The sequence below is a fragment of the Stenotrophomonas sp. UBA7606 genome (assembly GCF_002477705.1).
Lineage (GTDB): Bacteria > Pseudomonadota > Gammaproteobacteria > Xanthomonadales > Xanthomonadaceae > Stenotrophomonas.
Genome location: NZ_DLJW01000010.1, coordinates 21,410 through 36,217 on the forward strand (window position 1 = coordinate 21,410; position 14,808 = coordinate 36,217).

Sequence of the window (14,808 nt, forward strand, 5' to 3'; positions counted from 1 at the left end):
GCGCTCAGTCCACGTAGTCGTCGTACTTGCGACCACCCTGGAACGGCATCAGGTGCTGTTTGACGATGCCATTGGGCACGGTCTCCAGCTTCATCACCCCGTATTCCAGTGGCCATTGGGCCTGGTCCGGTGGCAGCTTGAAGGTGCCCATCAGCATGTCCACCAAGGGCAGGTGGATGGCGTAATTGACGTCGATGTATTCCTTCTGCCGCGCATGGTGCCAGTGGTGGTAGCGCGGCAGCACCAGCAGGTACTCCAGCCAGCCGAAGCGGATGCCCAGGTTGGCATGCGCCAGCACCGCCTGCAGACCCACCAGGATGACGTAGGCGTTCACCGCCGGGGTCGAGAAGCCCAGTACCAGCAGCGGCAGCAGTACTGCGCTGCGGGTCATCACGATCTCCACTACATGGATGCGCGAGCCGGCCAGCCAATCCATGTGGCGGCTGGAGTGGTGCACGGCGTGGAAGCGCCAGAGCCAGGGGATGTTGTGGTATGCGCGGTGCAGCAGGGCCTGGGCCATGTCGGCCACAAACACGGCGATCAGAAACTGTGCCCACACCGGCAGTGACTGGATGGCGGCCTTGAGCACCGGGAATGCCGCCAGCCCGGCGATGGTGGAAGTGGAGGCAGTGACCAGGATCAGGATGAACTGCACCAGTACATGGCTCATGAAGAAGTACGCCACGTCGGTGCGCCAGCCCGGCCGCAGCGGAGACAGCGCGCGTTTGCCCAGGTAGTGCTCCAGCGGCACGAACACCAATGCGGAAAAGAACAGCGACAGCACGAACCAGTCCAGCCCCAGCGAGTAGGGTGTATGGCCGATGGCATCGAACTGCACGTTGGTGCCGCCCAGCAGCACGGCAAGCGTGGCACTGGCCACGCCCAGCGTGGCGATGCGTTTGTTGCGGTCGCGCAGGATCGCCACGGTGCCCATGAAGAAGGCGGCGGCCAGCCCGACCAGCAACAGGTGGCGGGCGAACTGCTCGTTGTAGACCGCGCGGAACTCGCGGCTGGTCAGCAGCTCGGGAAAATGGAAGCAGGCCACGGCGAGCAGGCTCAGCAGGCCGAGCAGGGCGGAACTGTAGGCAAAGAACGAACGGCGTTGGCGTTGCATGCGACGACTTCCTGTCGGGACGCGCCCGATTCTGCCTGCGCAGCGTCGTCGGTGGAAGGCTGTCCCGGTACGGTCACCCATGCTTCACGTCGGCTGCGCGTCGCAGCGGTTAGCGTTGTCCCGGGCCGGTTTTGCCCGGCCATGCCCGATTGGAGACTTCGCGATGAACATGTTGAGCGTTCCGGTAAGCGCTGACGATCACATGCAGGGCGATGCGGCGGCGCCGGTGGTGCTGGTGGAGTACGCTGACTACCAGTGCCCGTATTGCGGCGAGGCGTTCTCGCTGGTGCAGCGGCTGCAGCAGCGCTTCGGCGACAGCCTGTGCGTGGTGTTCCGCAATTTCCCGCTGGTGCAGTCGCACCCGCAGGCATTGCCGGCGGCGATCACCGCCGAGTATGCCGCCGGCCACGGCAAGTTCTGGCAGGCCCATGACGCGTTGTTCCGCAACCAGCAGCAGCTGGGCGAGCTGGTGTACCGGGAGCTGATGCGCGAGCTGGGCCTGCCCGAAGATGGGCTGGCTGCCGCCATGGACAACACCGGCTACCTGCAGCGCATCCAGCGTGATGTGGACAGCGGTATGCGCAGCGGCGTCAGCGGTACCCCGGCGTTCTTCATCAACGGCCGCATGTTCCAGCCCCAGCGCAGCTTCGAGGAGCTCTACGACGCCATCGTCGAAGCCGGGGGCAATCCGCCCAGGTGATGCCCTGGCAGGAGTGGTGCAGGCCGCGAAAGCGGGGAGCTCCGGAATCCATTGGTCGCCGCAGCCCTGGTCATGTGCCAGCTTCGGCGCGCGAGCCTTTGAACGCTGCCTTGCCCCACAGGCGCTGAGGAGGGTTTGCGGGATGGGCTTCGGGGGATCGTGCCGGCTTGCCCGGGCGCGCCCCCCGCTGCCTCAGCCGATCAACGCCATCACTTTCTCCGGCGGGCGGCACAGGGCGGTGCCCTTGCGGGTGCGCACGATCGGGCGATTGATCAGGCTGGGGTGCGCGGCCATCGCTGCAACCAGGGCTGCCTCGTCCTCCAGCTGACTGGACAGGCCCAGCTCGGCGTACGCAGGTTCCTTGGCCCGCAGCAGCTCACGCGCAGGCAGGCCCATTTCATCGAGCAGTGCCCGCAGCTGCGTGGTTGATGGCGGGGTGTCCAGGTAATTGATCACCTCTACCTCCACGCCGGCATCCTGCAGCAGTGCCAGCGCACCACGTGAATTGGAGCAGCGGTTGTTGTGCCAGATGGTTGCCTTCATCGCCTTAGAACCACTCCAACAGAGAGACACCCACGCCGATATAGGTAGCGCGGTGGTTGTAGTCGATCATGCTTTCGCCGTAGCCATCGAACACCTGCACGTGACCGCGCAGCAGGTTGTTGATCGGGAAGCCGTAGTCCACCTGCAGCGAGCCGTGCGAGCGGTCGCCGCTGCGCAGCGAATGGCGGCCGGTCAGGGCCAGCTCATGGCCATTGCGGTTGTAGACCAGGGTGGCGTCGCCGCGGCCCATGTAGTCCTCGATATCGGGATTGTTGTCATCCCGGCGGCCTTCGGGGATGCGGTACCAGGGGCGCAGCATGATGGCCCAGTTCTCGCGGTCCAGGCCGATGTTGGCCACCACCCGGTTCCAGCTGCGCGACAGGGGATCGCTGCGGCCGTTGGACTGGTGGTTGAGGCTGATGCCGGTCATGCGCCCGTTCCAGCCAAGCAGCGAATAGCCGTTGCGGAAGGTCAGCATCACCTCGGGCTCGTAGTTGGTTTCGCGGAACGGTCGGGACAGTTCGCTGTTGTAAGCCTGCCAGCGCGAGCTCTGGGTATAGCCGACCCAGATGTCGCCGTTGTCGCCGAACAGGTTCTCGGTGACCTTGGTCTTGAAGCTGAGCTGGAACTTCAGCTCGGTGCTTTCCAGCTCTTCTGCCTGGGTGACCGTATTGTTGGGGTTGGGCGAGTGCGGCATCTCGTTGGGCTTGCTGCTCCAGAACGCAGGCAGCAGGTAGACCGGCTTGTAGGCACGCAGCTGGAACAGGCCCAGCTTGGAATCCTTGGCCAGCTCCCAGCGGCTGTCCAGCAGCGAGCCGCGGCCCGCGTTGGCGGCAGCAGCGGCCAGGTCATCGTGGGCGAACAGTTCGTTGCGGCGCGGATCTTCCGCATCAAGCTGCCTGGCGCTGGCCTTGGCTTCCTTGCGTGCCTGTTGCGCGGCAAGGGCGGCGGCATCGGCTTCGCGTGTGGCCACCGGGGTGTGGCCCAGCGCCTTGTCGTAGCAGGCCAGGCGGGCGGCGTCCGAGTCCAGGGCGAAGCAGGCCTGCGGCGAGGCCGGGTCGCTGATCGACTCCTGGGCGAGGGCAAGGCCGCTGGTGCCGCCAAGGGCGATAAGCAGAGCGTGGGAAAGCGTGCGGGTCAGCATGATGGGGTCCGGTCGCTGCGGGGGGGGCCGGGCCCAACCCATGGCAGGGGCCGTGGGCGGGCAACAATGGCGTTCAGGGGGATTGTCGGTGATTGGCGTGTCGAGAGGGAGTCATGGCCCTGGTCAGAAGAACCAGGCGGCAGCGAACACTCCCAGCATCGCCATGGCCAGGCCCAGCTTCAGCGCCACCCCCAGGATGATGCCCAGCCAGGTACCCAGGCCCACCTTGGTGGCCTGGCCCAGCTGCCGGCCGTGCAGGTACTCGCCCAGCAGGGCGCCGGCAAACGGTCCCACGAACAGACCGATGGGCATGAAGAACAGACCCACCACGGTGCCGATGGCCGAGCCAAGCAGGGCCAGTTTGCTGGCCCCCACCTTCTGTGCGCCGACCACCGTGGCGATCACGTCCACGATCACCGAGATGACGGTCAGCACCCCCAGCACCACCAGCGGCAGCCAGCCCACGCGCTCGAAGCCGTCGCCCCAGGCCGCTACCAGCAGGCCGACGAAGACCAGGGGGACCCCGGGCAGGGCAGGCAGGATGATGCCGGCAATGCCGACGATGACCAGCAGGGCAGCGACCAGATAGAAGATGAATGAATAGTCCATGTTGGCTCTGAAGGGGGTCCAATAGGGGTTGACTTTACCGTGCGTTGCAGTATTGCAATTTGATTTTGCCCGGGTTAAGTTGCAGCCGCTGAGCTTGGCAAGGTCACCGTGAATCGTGGCCTGATGGGTAGATCGCATGATTTGCTGCATCGTTGCACCTCGCTTCCTCCTTGCAACCAGCCGCCTTACGGGGCGTTCCATCAAACGAGAGAGAGCAACAGGGAGTTAGTCGAGATGTCCGATCGCGAAACCGGTACCGTCAAGTGGTTCAACGATGCCAAGGGCTTTGGCTTCATCAGCCGTGAAAATGGCGAGGACGTGTTTGTGCACTTCCGCGCCATCCAGACCCAGGGCTTCAAGAGCCTGAAGGAAGGCCAGAAGGTCACCTTCACCGTCGTCCAGGGCCAGAAGGGCCTGCAGGCCGACGCCGTGCAGCCGGTCTGACCCACCGGCCACCAGGCAAAAGAAAGGCCCGCGCAAGCGGGCCTTTCTGTTTACCCGAGGCGGCAGGGATCAGCGCAGCACCACGCGGCCGTTGACCACGCGCACATAGGTGTTCTCGCGGATGCCGCCCAGGTCCTTCTGGTTGACCACGATCACACGGCCATCGTCCATGCGCACCTGAATGTCATAGGAGTTGCCGGTGACGTTCTGCTGCACCTTGTTGCCAGCCAGGGCGCCGGCAGCGGCGCCGGCGACGGCGGCGATGTTCTGGTTGCCCTTGCTGCCACCGGTCTTGTCGGAGATCTCATGGCCGGCCACGGCACCGACGATGCCGCCCAGGATCGCGCCGGTTGCCGCCGGTGCGGTACGCCCCGACGCCACGGTGTCGATGCGGGTGACGATGCCGCAGTCGGTGCAGCGGTTCTGGTTGTAGCCGTTGTTGTAGCCGCCGTTGCCGTAGTTGTTGCCACCGTTGTAGCCGCCGCCGTAACCCGGCGAGGTGGCGCAACCGGCCAGTGCGAGGCTGGCAATGGCGCCTGCGGCGATCAGTTGAATCTTCATGGTGTGTCTCCTTGCCAGATCGGGATGAGGGGCACGCTGTGCCCGGCGAGACAGATCCTGTCGTTTCTCATGTGAATGGCGGGCCAACCAGCCGTGAAGCCGTTGTCGATTACTTGAAATCCTGGTGGCAGGCCTTGCAGTCGCTGCCCACCTTCTGGGCTATCGCAGCCAGGCTGGCGCAGTCCGCCGGTGGCTTGGCCAGGGCGTCGTTCAAGGTGGCACGGAAGCGGCTGGCGTGGGACTGGAAGCGTTCATCGTCACGCAGGCCGGGGAAGGCGACTTCAAGGTCATTGGCCAGTGCGCGCAGGGTCTGCAGGCGCGGCGCGGTGTCGCTGATGCTGCAGCGGTTCTGCTTCTGGCTGTCGCCCAGCAGCTGTGCCTGCTTGGCCATCACCGTCATCAGGCTGCCGGGGAAGTGGTCCTGGCGGGCCTGGATGGCGCGCATGGCCATCACGGTAGCGATCACGCCGATCACCAGGCCGGCGACAAGGACGAACAGGTAGCGCGATGCCTTGGACGGGGTGCGGGTGGTGGTGGGTGCGGGATCGGACATTGCGTTGGCTCCAGGCTACGTGGCAAAGGGTCGTGACGGGGCGCCATTATGCAGGGGCAGGCGCAGATGCGGTGTCATTGCCCAGGCAGGGCGGGCGAAGGCTCGCGGGCGGTCCCCGTCCGGCCGTAAAATGCGCCGATGAAACAGGAATTGCGTGAGCGCTTTGCCGGCATTGACCGGCTGTACGGGGCCGGGGCCATCGAGCATCTGACGGCCTGCCGCGTTGCCGTGGTAGGCATGGGCGGGGTTGGCTCGTGGGTGGTGGAGGCACTGGTGCGTTCGGCCGTGGGCCAGTTGACCCTGATCGATGCAGACGACATCTGTGTGTCCAACACCAACCGCCAGTTGCCGGCACTGGCCGGCCAGTACGGCCGCAACAAGGCGCTGGCGATGGCCGAGCGTTGCCGGTCGATCAATCCCGATGTCGAGGTGGAGGCCGTGGAGGCCTTCCTCACCGGCAGCAACATGCAGCAACTGCTGGACCGTGGCTTCGACCTGGTGATCGACGCCTGTGACAGTTTCCGGGTGAAAGTGGAAACCATTGCCTGGTGCCGCCGCCGCAAGTTGCCGCTGATCACCGTGGGGGCGGCGGGTGGCCGTACCGATCCCACCCTGGTGCGGGTCCGCGACGTGTCGCGCACCGAGCACGACGCCATGATGGCGCTGATTCGCAAGAAGCTGCGCGGCGAGTTCAATTTCCCCAAGAACCCGCAGCGCTATTTCGGCGTGCCGGCGGTGTATTCGCTGGAGAACGTGAAATACCCGCAGGCCGATGGCAGCGTCTGTGGCATCCGCCCCAACCTTGGCCCGGATGAGGCGCTGAAGCTCGATTGCGGTGGCGGCCTGGGCGCGGCAACCCACATCACCGGCGCGTTCGCGTTTGCGGCCGTGGGCAAGGCGCTGGAGATGTTGCTGAAGAAGCGCGCACCGGCAGGCGCGGCCTGAGGCGCGACGCGGGAAGGATTTCCGTCAGCGGCTCCCGCTTTCCACGCACAGGGAGCGGGCTGCCGGTGATGACGATCGGCTGATGCCGCGCCTAGCGGTTGAACAACCGGCGCGCGTTGGCCGTGGTCTGTGCCGCGATTTCCTCGGCCGGTTGCTGCCGCAGCTCGGCAACGGTGGCAAGGATGCGTGTCAGCCGGGCCGGCTCGTTGCGCTGGCCGCGGATGTCGGCGTCGGGTTGATCGGGGGCATCGGTTTCCAGCAGCAGATACTCCAGCGGCATCTGTGCCACCAGGCTACGCAGGCGGTTGGCACGGGTGTAGGTGAGTGGGCCGCCCAGGCCGATCATGAAACCGAGCTCCCACAACTGCCGGGCCTGCTCGGCGCTGCCGGAAAAACTGTGCACCACACCACGCAGGCCACCGACCCGGCGGATGCGCAGGATCACCTCGTCCACCGCCCGCCGCGCATGCACGATCAGTGGCAGATCGAAGGTACGCGCCAGCTGCAGCTGCCCTTGGAAGTAATGGCGCTGACTGTCCGGGTCCAGGCCCTCGACGAAGAAGTCCAGTCCACACTCGCCGATGGCGCAGGGCGATTCGCGCTGCAGCCAATCGCCCAGTTGCTGCAGGTGTTCAGGGCGGTGCTCGGCCAGGAACATCGGGTGCAGCCCGTAGGCGGCATGCAGCCCAGGGGCGAGGGTGCAGACGTCGCGCAGTTTGGGCCAGCTGGCTGCGGTGACGGCGGGCACCACCTGGCTGCTGACACCGGCGCTGCGTGCGCGCTCGATCACCGCCGCGCGATCGGGGTCGAATTCGCTGGCGTCCAGGTGGCAATGGCTGTCGAACAGCACCACGTTCAGCGTTTGCGCGGCAGGGCCGGCGGCTCCGTGCTGGGGTCGTTGCGGCGCTTCCAGTTGGCCAGCAGCAAGGTGCCCAGGCCGAACAGGATCTCATCCACGAACAGGATGGGGTCCGGCACCACGAAAGAGATCAGGAACAGCCCCGCCGTCACTTTGAACAGCGTGGGATAACGCAGCTTGCGGGCCCATTCCAGCACGGGGGTGGAGAGCAGGCTCATGGCAGATCCTGAAGGTTAAGGGGAGTCAACACTGCGGATATTGCGACGGCTGGATCGTTTTCGATAGGGTGGCGACGGAAATGGGGGCCTCTGTTCAGCTAAATCATGCTGGAATCGCCCCACGATACAACGCGGACAAGCCGCAGGAGCCAGTCATGAAGAGCACTACTACTACCGTTCTGGTTGCCGCCGGCGCATTGCTGGTGGGTGGCATTGCCACCGCCGCTTTCATGCAGGGCCGCAATAATGCAACCACCTTGCCGGCGGCCGAAGCGCCGCGGCCGGTGCTGGACAGCAGCCTGCCGGCCGATGACGCCAGCGTTGCCGACAGTGTCAACGCGGCAGGCGAGCCGCAGCTGCAGTACGCCGATGTGTTGAAGGTCAGCCCGGTAACCCAGAAGGAACGCGTCTACGGCACCGTGACCGGCAGTGAGCCGATCCGCGAAACCTCCACCACCAGCACCCCGCACGAAGTGTGCGAGGACGTGGTGGTGCAGGAGCGCCTGCCCGAGCGCGATGGCAATGTGGGCGGTACGGTGGCTGGCGCAGTCATTGGCGGCCTGCTGGGCAACCAGATCGGCGGCGGCAACGGCAAGAAGGCCGCCACCGCAGCCGGTGCCGTGGCAGGTGGCGTGATCGGCAACCAGGTCGACAAGCGTCATGTGGGTGGTCGCGTGGTCAACCGGACCGAGCGCCAATGCCATACCGAGCAGCGCACGGCCGAGTCCAGTCGCATCACCGGCTATACCGTGACCTACCGCAAGCCCGATGGCAGCACCGGCACGATGCGCATGGACAGTCGTCCGGGTGAGCGCGTGTCGCTGGGCAATGCCAACGAAACCGTTGGCTATGACGTCACCTACCGCTACGAAGGCGTCGAGAAGACCGTGCGCATGAACGACAAGCCGGCCAGTGATCGCCTGCCGGTCATCGACGGCCAGCTGGTCACGCAGACCGCCGCCATGGCCCCGGCGGGCAGCCGCCAGTAAGCCGGGCGTGGTTTGACGGTAAAAGGGGGCCGGCGCAAGCTGGCCCTCTTTCGTTATGGGCGTGGCGATTGGCGAGCGCCCCAGGTATTCATCGGCAACACGGGATCACCATGAGCATCTTTGACCTGCAACTTGAAACCGAGCGCTTGTTGCTGCGCCCGCCCGCTGCCGATGATTTTCCGGCCTTCGCCGCGTTCTGTGCCGACCCGGTGGCGATGCAGCACCTGGGCGGCGTGCAGGAAGCGTCGGTGGCGTGGCGCAGCCTGGCCGCGCTGGTGGGCAGCTGGCAGCTGCTTGGGTATTCGATGTTCTCGGTGATCGAGAAGGACAGCGGGCGCTGGGTTGGCCGGGTAGGGCCGTGGCAACCGCATGGCTGGCCAGGGACCGAAGTGGGCTGGAGCATCGCTCCCGCGTTCTGGGGGCGTGGTTATGCGCCGGAAGCTGCACGCGCCAGCATCGACTGGGCGTTCAACAGCCTGGGCTGGGACGAGGTCATTCACACCATCGAGCCGGCCAATACCAACTCGGTGGCGGTGGCGCGCAAGCTGGGTTCACACATCCTGCGGCAGGCGCGCTTGCCGGCACCGGCCAACGTGACGGTGGATGTCTGGGGGCAGTCGCGGCAGGCTTGGGTGGCGCGGCGCTGAGCGACGGCTTTTGCTGCGGTTGCAGCTTTACCTGACTGCCTGCAATCCGGTCAGATACACCTCGACGTCTGCCAGCGTGCAGCGGGGAGAGCAGGACCAGTGAGTCGTACGCAAGCTGCTTTGACGGTGTATGGCATGTCCAGCTCGGGCAACTGCCACAAGGTGAGGTTGTTGCTGCAGCAGTTGGGCGCACGCTACCAGTGGCACGAGGTTGACAGCGCCGATGGCCAGACCCGTACCGCCGAGTTCCTGGCACTCAATCCCAACGGCAAGGTGCCGATCGTGCAACGCGGTGACGGCCGCGTGCTTGCCGAGTCCAATGCCATCCTGTTCTGGTTGGCCGAAGGCACGCCGTTCCTGCCCGCTGATGGCTGGCAGCGCGCGCAGGCGTTGTCATGGATGTTCTTCGAACAGTACAGCCACGAGCCTTATGTAGCCGTCGCCCGTTTCATCAGTGGCTGGACGCCTGAAGGCTCCCCCCGCCGTGCCGAGCTGCCGCGCCTGCGTGAACGCGCGCAGGATGCGCTGGCAGTGATGGAGCAGCACCTGCAGGCCAATGGCTGGTTCACCGGTCCCGACTATGGCGTGGCCGATATCGCCTTGTTCGCCTATACCGCGGTCGCCGGGGATGGCGGTATCCGCCTGTCGCTGTACCCGGCGGTCGAACGCTGGCTGCAGGCCGTGCGCGCGCAGCCGGGTTTCGTGGCCATGCCGGCGCCCGATGCGCACGTGCAGGCCCGCTTCAGCGCATCGTTGTAAGTGGCACCGTTGTAGGACACCTCGTTCCCTAACCCTGTTGTTGCCGTGGAGCCTGTCTGCATGTTCGCCCGTGTACCAAATCCCATTCCGGCCCGTATGAAGGGCCTGAACCGCGCCGAGATCTGCGATACCAACTTCCTCGAATTCGTCAACGCACTGGGGCAGGGGCCGGCAAGCGGCCCACAGGACGGCGCCCCGGTGCTGCCGGGCAGCACGCTGGATGCGCAGGGCTTCCGCGAGTTGTTCGAATCGCAGTTGATCAGTCGCCACCTGGACTTGATGGCGCGGGTGCTGCGTGTGCAGAACAAGGTTTTCTACACCATCGGCTCGTCCGGCCACGAAGGCAATGCGATGGTCGCGCGGGCCACGCGGCACACTGATCCGGCGTTCCTGCACTACCGCTCCGGCGGCTTCATGGCCGAGCGTTTCCGCAAGCTGCCGGGCATGGACCCGGTGATGGACTCGGCGCTGTCCTTTGCCGCCAGCAAGGATGACCCGGCCAGCGGCGGCCGCCACAAGGTCTGGGGCAGCAAGCCGTTATGGGTACTGCCGCAGACCTCGACCATCGCTTCGCACCTGCCCAAGGCGCTGGGCACGGCGATGGCCATCGAGGCTGGCAAGCGGCTGGGCCATGGCCTGCCGATTCCCGATGACAGCATTGCCATCTGCTCCTTCGGTGACGCCTCGGCCAACCATGCCACCGCGCAGACCGCATTCAACGCCGCGGCGTGGAGCAGTTTCCAGAAGTTGCCGGCGCCGGTACTGTTTGTCTGCGAGGACAACGGTATCGGCATCTCGGTCAAAACCCCGGAGGGCTGGATCGGCGAGAGCTTCCGCCATCGTCCGGGGCTGGATTACTTCCAGGCCGATGGCCTGGACCTGGCCAACGGCTATGCCGATGTGCAGCGCGCGGTGGCGCATTGCCGGCGCACCCGCCGCCCGACCTTCCTGCACCTGCGCACCACCCGCCTGATGGGCCACGCCGGTACCGATTTCGAGATTGAATGGCGCGCGCTGGAAGAACTGTGTGCGGTCGAGGCCGGTGACCCGTTGCTGCGCTCGGCGCAGATCGCGGTGACGTCCGGCCTGATGGACAAGGCCGAGGTGCTGGCGTTGTACGAGCACACCCGCAAGCGCTGTTTTGCGGCCGCCGAGGATGCCGACCAACGGCCGCGCCTGACCGCGCTGGCTGATGTGGTCGCGCCGTTGGCACCCTACACGCCGGACAAGGTACAGGCCGAGGCCCAACGTGACGACTATGGGGATCGTCGCCTGCAGGTGTTCGGCGCCGCGTCCAGCCTGCCGGAAAACCAGCCACCCAAGCACCTGGCCATCCAGATCAACCAGGCCCTGCACGACCTGTTCGCCAAATACCCCGAGACCCTGCTGTTCGGTGAGGATGTGGCCCAGAAGGGCGGCGTGTACACGGTGACCAAAGGCCTGCAGAAGGCATTCGGGCCGCGCCGGGTGTTCAACACGCTGCTGGACGAAACCATGATCCTGGGCATGGCCCAGGGCTTTGCCAACATGGGCATGTTGCCGGTCCCGGAGATCCAGTACCTGGCCTATCTGCACAACGCCGCCGACCAGGTGCGCGGCGAGGCCTGCTCGCTGCAGTTCTTCTCCAATGACCAGTACCGCAACCCGATGCTGATCCGCATCGCCGGCCTGGGCTACCAGAAGGGCTTTGGCGGGCACTTCCACAATGACAACTCGATCACCGCCATCCGCGATATTCCCGGGCTGGTGGTGGGCTGCCCGACCCGCGGTGACGATGCCGCCGGCATGCTGCGCACCCTGGCGGCGCTGGCGCGGGTGGATGGGCGCGTGTGCGTGTTCCTGGAGCCGATCGCGCTGTACATGACCAAGGACCTGTACGAGCCGGGCGATGGCCAGTGGTTGTTCCCGTACCCGGCGCCGGGGCAGGCGGTGGCGCTGGGCGAGGGCAGGGTCTACGGCGAGGGTCATCGCGACCTGGTGATCGTCACCTATGGCAATGGCGTACCTATGGCGCTGCGTGCGGCGCGGACCATCGGGCAGGCGCATGGCTGGAAGGTGAAGGTGGTGGACCTGCGCTGGCTGGTGCCGTTGAACGCGGCGTACATTGCCGAGCAGACGCGCGGAGCCAAGCGGGTAATCGTGCTGGACGAAGGCCGGCACAGCGCCGGGGTGGGCGAAGGCGTTGTCACCGCGCTGGTTGAGGCCGGGCTGGGCGACGTGCCGATGCGGCGCGTCACCGGTGCCGACACCTATACGCCGCTGGCCGGTGCCGCGCTGCTGGTGCTGCCCGGCGACGCCGACGTGGTGGCCGCGGCGGCGCAGTTGGCCTGAGCGCATCCGTCGGGGGAGCGGGGCAAGCCGCGAAGCCGGCAGCCCACGCTCCGCAACCCTCCCTTTCGCTGCGTGAAAGGGAGAGGAAATTGCGGTTCCTGTTGCTGCGCAGAAAAGAGAGGGCAACAGCCGCTTCTTCACCCCCAGCAACGCCCGTGCTGTCTAGCCTGTGTCCATCCCAAGGAGCGAGGTCCTCATGAGCCAGTACAAGATCGCGGTGTTCGTTGGCAGCCTGCGCAAGGAGTCGATCAACCGGCAGTTGGCCAAGGCACTGGAAAAGCTTGCCGGTGACCGCGCCAGCTTCGAGTACATCCAGATCGGCGACATTCCGCTGTACAACCAGGACCATGATGGCCAGTTTCCGGCCCAGGGCACGCGCATGAAGAACCAGGTGCGGGCGGCCGATGCGGTGCTGTTTGTCACCCCGGAATACAACCGCTCCATCCCCGGCGTGCTCAAGAACGCCATTGACACCGCCTCGCGCCCGTATGGCGACAATGCCTTCGACGGCAAGCCGGCGGCGGTGATCGGCGCGTCCATCGGTGCCATCGGCAGCGCCCTGGCCCAGCAGCACCTGCGCAACGTGCTGGTGTTCGTCAACCTGGCGGTGATGGCGCAGCCGGAGGCCTTCCTGCAATTCAAGGAGGGCTTGATCGACGCTGACGGCAACATCAGCAACGAGGGCACGGCCAAGTTCCTGCAGGGCTTCGTGGATCACTTCCTGGCCTGGGTGGCTGCCCACCACAAGGGCTGAACCACGCCGGCGGCAGGCCGCCGCCAGCTTTGCGATAATCCGCACCCGGCTACCGCAATGGAGCCGGGTGCGTTTGTGTACGGCCGTGCAACGTCCAGCCCCACCAGGCTTGGGTTCTGTACAGCTTATCCACAGACTTGTACGTATCCCGGTGGGCAATGCCCACCTACCATGGCCGCACGGCCTTATTGCAGGAATAACGCTTTTCATGTCTGCCCGTACTGGTTTCCGCTCCGACCGCAACCGCAACGACCGTTCTGATCGTAGCGAGCAGCGCATTGATGCCTTGCGCGTCCCCCCGCATTCGGTGGAAGCCGAACAGGCGGTGCTGGGTGGCCTGATGCTGGCACCGGAGGCGTATGACCGGGTCAACGAGGCATTGACCGAAAAAGACTTCTATCGCCGCGACCACCAGTTGATCTATCGCGCGATCCGCGAGCTGTCCGAGCGCGACCGCCCGTTCGATGCGGTGACCCTGGGTGAGTGGTTCGAGTCGCAGGGCAAGCTGGACCAGGTGGGCGATGGCGCCTATCTGATCGAACTGGCCAGCACTACGCCGTCAGCGGCAAACATCAGCGCGTATGCCGAGATCGTGCGTGACAAGGCGGTGTTGCGGCAGCTGATCCAGGTGGGCACGGATATCGTCAACGACGGCTTCCAGCCCGAGGGGCGCGACAGCTCCGAGCTGCTGTCCGCGGCGGAAAAGCAGGTGTTCGCCATTGCCGAGCAGGGCGCGCGTGGGCGTACCGACTTCGTCGCCATGCCCGGCGCGTTGAAGGATGCCTTCGAGGAGCTGCGCAACCGCTTCGAGAACGGCGGCAACATCACCGGCCTGCCCACTGGTTACAACGATTTCGATGCGATGACGGCCGGCCTGCAGCCCACCGACCTGATCATCCTGGCCGCGCGTCCGGCCATGGGCAAGACCACCTTCGCCTTGAACATCGCCGAATATGCGGCGATCAAGTCGAAGAAGGGCGTGGCGGTGTTCTCGATGGAAATGTCCGCATCGCAGCTGGCGATGCGTCTGATCTCCTCCAACGGCCGCATCAATGCCCAACGCCTGCGTACCGGCCAGCTGGAAGATGAGGACTGGAGCCGCGTCACCGGCGCCATCCGCATGCTGAAGGAAACCAAGATCTTCATCGACGACACGCCGGGCGTGTCGCCGGAAGTGCTGCGTTCCAAGTGCCGCCGCCTCAAGCGCGAGCATGACCTGGGCCTGATCGTCATCGACTACCTGCAGCTGATGAGCGTGCCGGGCAACAGCGAGAACCGCGCCACCGAAATCTCCGAGATCTCGCGTTCGCTCAAGGGCCTGGCCAAGGAGCTCAACGTGCCGGTGATCGCGCTGTCACAGCTCAACCGCTCGTTGGAAACCCGTACCGACAAGCGCCCGGTGATGGCCGACCTGCGCGAATCCGGCGCTATCGAGCAGGATGCGGACATGATCGTCTTCATCTACCGCGACGATTACTACAACAAGGAAAATTCGCCGGACAAGGGCCTGGCCGAGATCATCATCGGCAAGCACCGTGGTGGCCCTACCGGTTCGTGCAAGCTGAAGTTCTTCGGCGAGTACACGCGGTTTGACAACCTCAGCCACGATTCGGTGGGTTCGTTCGAATAAGCGGAGCT

Annotated in this window: 17 protein-coding genes; 9 read left to right on the forward strand and 8 right to left on the reverse strand. The window is 65.5% G+C overall.

All coding sequences use genetic code 11. The features are described from left to right. Window positions 1-4: 4 nt before the first annotated feature. A complete protein-coding gene (locus B2527_RS02010; protein ID WP_293705879.1) occupies window positions 5-1,114 on the reverse strand; it encodes a sterol desaturase family protein in 1,110 nt (369 codons plus the stop codon). Between the two features lie 163 nt (window positions 1,115-1,277). On the opposite strand from B2527_RS02010, the gene B2527_RS02015 reads away from it, so the two are divergent. Next, window positions 1,278-1,814, forward strand: a complete 537-nt coding sequence (locus B2527_RS02015; protein WP_293705880.1) for a DsbA family protein — start codon at window positions 1,278-1,280, stop codon at window positions 1,812-1,814. A 192-nt stretch (window positions 1,815-2,006) separates the two neighbouring features. On the opposite strand, the gene arsC is transcribed toward B2527_RS02015, so the two are convergent. The 3 genes from arsC to B2527_RS02030 form a co-directional block, all read right to left on the reverse strand. Continuing rightward, window positions 2,007-2,357 carry an arsenate reductase (glutaredoxin) gene (gene arsC / locus B2527_RS02020; RefSeq protein WP_293705881.1) on the reverse strand — a complete coding sequence of 117 codons (351 nt, stop codon included), beginning with the start codon at window positions 2,355-2,357 and terminating at the stop codon, window positions 2,007-2,009. A 4-nt stretch (window positions 2,358-2,361) separates the two neighbouring features. Beyond that, complete coding sequence (locus tag B2527_RS02025) at window positions 2,362-3,501, reverse strand: phospholipase A (RefSeq protein WP_293705882.1); 1,140 nt, start codon at window positions 3,499-3,501, stop codon at window positions 2,362-2,364. A 123-nt stretch (window positions 3,502-3,624) separates the two neighbouring features. Further along, a complete protein-coding gene (locus B2527_RS02030) occupies window positions 3,625-4,110 on the reverse strand; it encodes a DUF456 domain-containing protein (RefSeq protein ID WP_293705883.1) in 486 nt (161 codons plus the stop codon). 234 nt (window positions 4,111-4,344) lie between these two features. Between B2527_RS02030 and B2527_RS02035 the strand changes: the two genes are divergently transcribed. Continuing rightward, window positions 4,345-4,554, forward strand: a complete 210-nt coding sequence (locus B2527_RS02035) for a cold-shock protein (protein WP_108765608.1) — start codon at window positions 4,345-4,347, stop codon at window positions 4,552-4,554. Between the two features lie 69 nt (window positions 4,555-4,623). On the opposite strand, the gene B2527_RS02040 is transcribed toward B2527_RS02035, so the two are convergent. Then, complete coding sequence (locus tag B2527_RS02040) at window positions 4,624-5,115, reverse strand: glycine zipper 2TM domain-containing protein (protein WP_293705884.1); 492 nt, start codon at window positions 5,113-5,115, stop codon at window positions 4,624-4,626. 109 nt (window positions 5,116-5,224) lie between these two features. Continuing rightward, window positions 5,225-5,668 carry a hypothetical protein gene (locus tag B2527_RS02045; protein ID WP_293705885.1) on the reverse strand — a complete coding sequence of 148 codons (444 nt, stop codon included), beginning with the start codon at window positions 5,666-5,668 and terminating at the stop codon, window positions 5,225-5,227. Window positions 5,669-5,806: 138 nt separating this feature from the next. Here B2527_RS02045 and B2527_RS02050 point away from each other — a divergent pair, with 138 nt between their 5' ends. Further along, window positions 5,807-6,613, forward strand: a complete 807-nt coding sequence (locus tag B2527_RS02050) for a tRNA threonylcarbamoyladenosine dehydratase (RefSeq protein ID WP_293705886.1) — start codon at window positions 5,807-5,809, stop codon at window positions 6,611-6,613. A gap of 91 nt (window positions 6,614-6,704) precedes the next feature. On the opposite strand, the gene B2527_RS02055 is transcribed toward B2527_RS02050, so the two are convergent. After that, window positions 6,705-7,466: a TatD family hydrolase gene (locus tag B2527_RS02055; RefSeq protein ID WP_293705887.1), complete on the reverse strand. Its 762-nt coding sequence runs from the start codon at window positions 7,464-7,466 to the stop codon at window positions 6,705-6,707. 2 nt (window positions 7,467-7,468) lie between these two features. After that, window positions 7,469-7,690, reverse strand: coding sequence for a DUF6116 family protein (locus B2527_RS02060; RefSeq protein WP_293705888.1), 222 nt, complete (start codon window positions 7,688-7,690; stop codon window positions 7,469-7,471). A 155-nt stretch (window positions 7,691-7,845) separates the two neighbouring features. On the opposite strand from B2527_RS02060, the gene B2527_RS02065 reads away from it, so the two are divergent. The 6 genes from B2527_RS02065 (at window position 7,846) to B2527_RS02090 (ending at window position 14,800) form a co-directional block, all read left to right on the forward strand. Next, a complete protein-coding gene (locus B2527_RS02065) occupies window positions 7,846-8,679 on the forward strand; it encodes a glycine zipper 2TM domain-containing protein (protein ID WP_293705889.1) in 834 nt (277 codons plus the stop codon). 110 nt (window positions 8,680-8,789) lie between these two features. Next, a complete protein-coding gene (locus B2527_RS02070) occupies window positions 8,790-9,326 on the forward strand; it encodes a GNAT family N-acetyltransferase (RefSeq protein ID WP_293705890.1) in 537 nt (178 codons plus the stop codon). Window positions 9,327-9,425: 99 nt separating this feature from the next. Then, the gene (locus B2527_RS02075) at window positions 9,426-10,085 is read left to right on the forward strand and encodes a glutathione S-transferase family protein (protein WP_293705891.1); all 660 of its coding nucleotides are present in this window, start codon (window positions 9,426-9,428) and stop codon (window positions 10,083-10,085) included. 60 nt (window positions 10,086-10,145) lie between these two features. Further along, entirely contained in the window at window positions 10,146-12,416 is a 2,271-nt protein-coding gene (locus tag B2527_RS02080; protein ID WP_293705892.1) for a thiamine pyrophosphate-dependent enzyme, read from the forward strand. Between the two features lie 196 nt (window positions 12,417-12,612). Beyond that, window positions 12,613-13,170, forward strand: coding sequence for an NADPH-dependent FMN reductase (locus tag B2527_RS02085; RefSeq protein ID WP_293705893.1), 558 nt, complete (start codon window positions 12,613-12,615; stop codon window positions 13,168-13,170). A gap of 208 nt (window positions 13,171-13,378) precedes the next feature. After that, window positions 13,379-14,800, forward strand: a complete 1,422-nt coding sequence (locus B2527_RS02090) for a replicative DNA helicase (RefSeq protein ID WP_293705894.1) — start codon at window positions 13,379-13,381, stop codon at window positions 14,798-14,800. Window positions 14,801-14,808 lie beyond the last annotated feature (8 nt).

What these genes read in the sequence shown, in the direction of transcription:
- B2527_RS02035 (WP_108765608.1), top strand. Translation starts at nt 4,345, where the DNA reads ATGTCCGATCGCGAAACCGGTACCGTCAAGTGGTTCAACGATGCCAAG.
- B2527_RS02025 (WP_293705882.1), bottom strand. Translation starts at nt 3,501, where the DNA reads ATGCTGACCCGCACGCTTTCCCACGCTCTGCTTATCGCCCTTGGCGGC.
- B2527_RS02010 (WP_293705879.1), bottom strand. Translation starts at nt 1,114, where the DNA reads ATGCAACGCCAACGCCGTTCGTTCTTTGCCTACAGTTCCGCCCTGCTC.
- B2527_RS02040 (WP_293705884.1), bottom strand. Translation starts at nt 5,115, where the DNA reads ATGAAGATTCAACTGATCGCCGCAGGCGCCATTGCCAGCCTCGCACTG.
- B2527_RS02065 (WP_293705889.1), top strand. Translation starts at nt 7,846, where the DNA reads ATGAAGAGCACTACTACTACCGTTCTGGTTGCCGCCGGCGCATTGCTG.
- B2527_RS02060 (WP_293705888.1), bottom strand. Translation starts at nt 7,690, where the DNA reads ATGAGCCTGCTCTCCACCCCCGTGCTGGAATGGGCCCGCAAGCTGCGT.
- B2527_RS02080 (WP_293705892.1), top strand. Translation starts at nt 10,146, where the DNA reads ATGTTCGCCCGTGTACCAAATCCCATTCCGGCCCGTATGAAGGGCCTG.
- B2527_RS02015 (WP_293705880.1), top strand. Translation starts at nt 1,278, where the DNA reads ATGAACATGTTGAGCGTTCCGGTAAGCGCTGACGATCACATGCAGGGC.
- B2527_RS02085 (WP_293705893.1), top strand. Translation starts at nt 12,613, where the DNA reads ATGAGCCAGTACAAGATCGCGGTGTTCGTTGGCAGCCTGCGCAAGGAG.
- B2527_RS02030 (WP_293705883.1), bottom strand. Translation starts at nt 4,110, where the DNA reads ATGGACTATTCATTCATCTTCTATCTGGTCGCTGCCCTGCTGGTCATC.
- arsC (WP_293705881.1), bottom strand. Translation starts at nt 2,357, where the DNA reads ATGAAGGCAACCATCTGGCACAACAACCGCTGCTCCAATTCACGTGGT.
- B2527_RS02050 (WP_293705886.1), top strand. Translation starts at nt 5,807, where the DNA reads ATGAAACAGGAATTGCGTGAGCGCTTTGCCGGCATTGACCGGCTGTAC.
- B2527_RS02070 (WP_293705890.1), top strand. Translation starts at nt 8,790, where the DNA reads ATGAGCATCTTTGACCTGCAACTTGAAACCGAGCGCTTGTTGCTGCGC.
- B2527_RS02045 (WP_293705885.1), bottom strand. Translation starts at nt 5,668, where the DNA reads ATGTCCGATCCCGCACCCACCACCACCCGCACCCCGTCCAAGGCATCG.
- B2527_RS02090 (WP_293705894.1), top strand. Translation starts at nt 13,379, where the DNA reads ATGTCTGCCCGTACTGGTTTCCGCTCCGACCGCAACCGCAACGACCGT.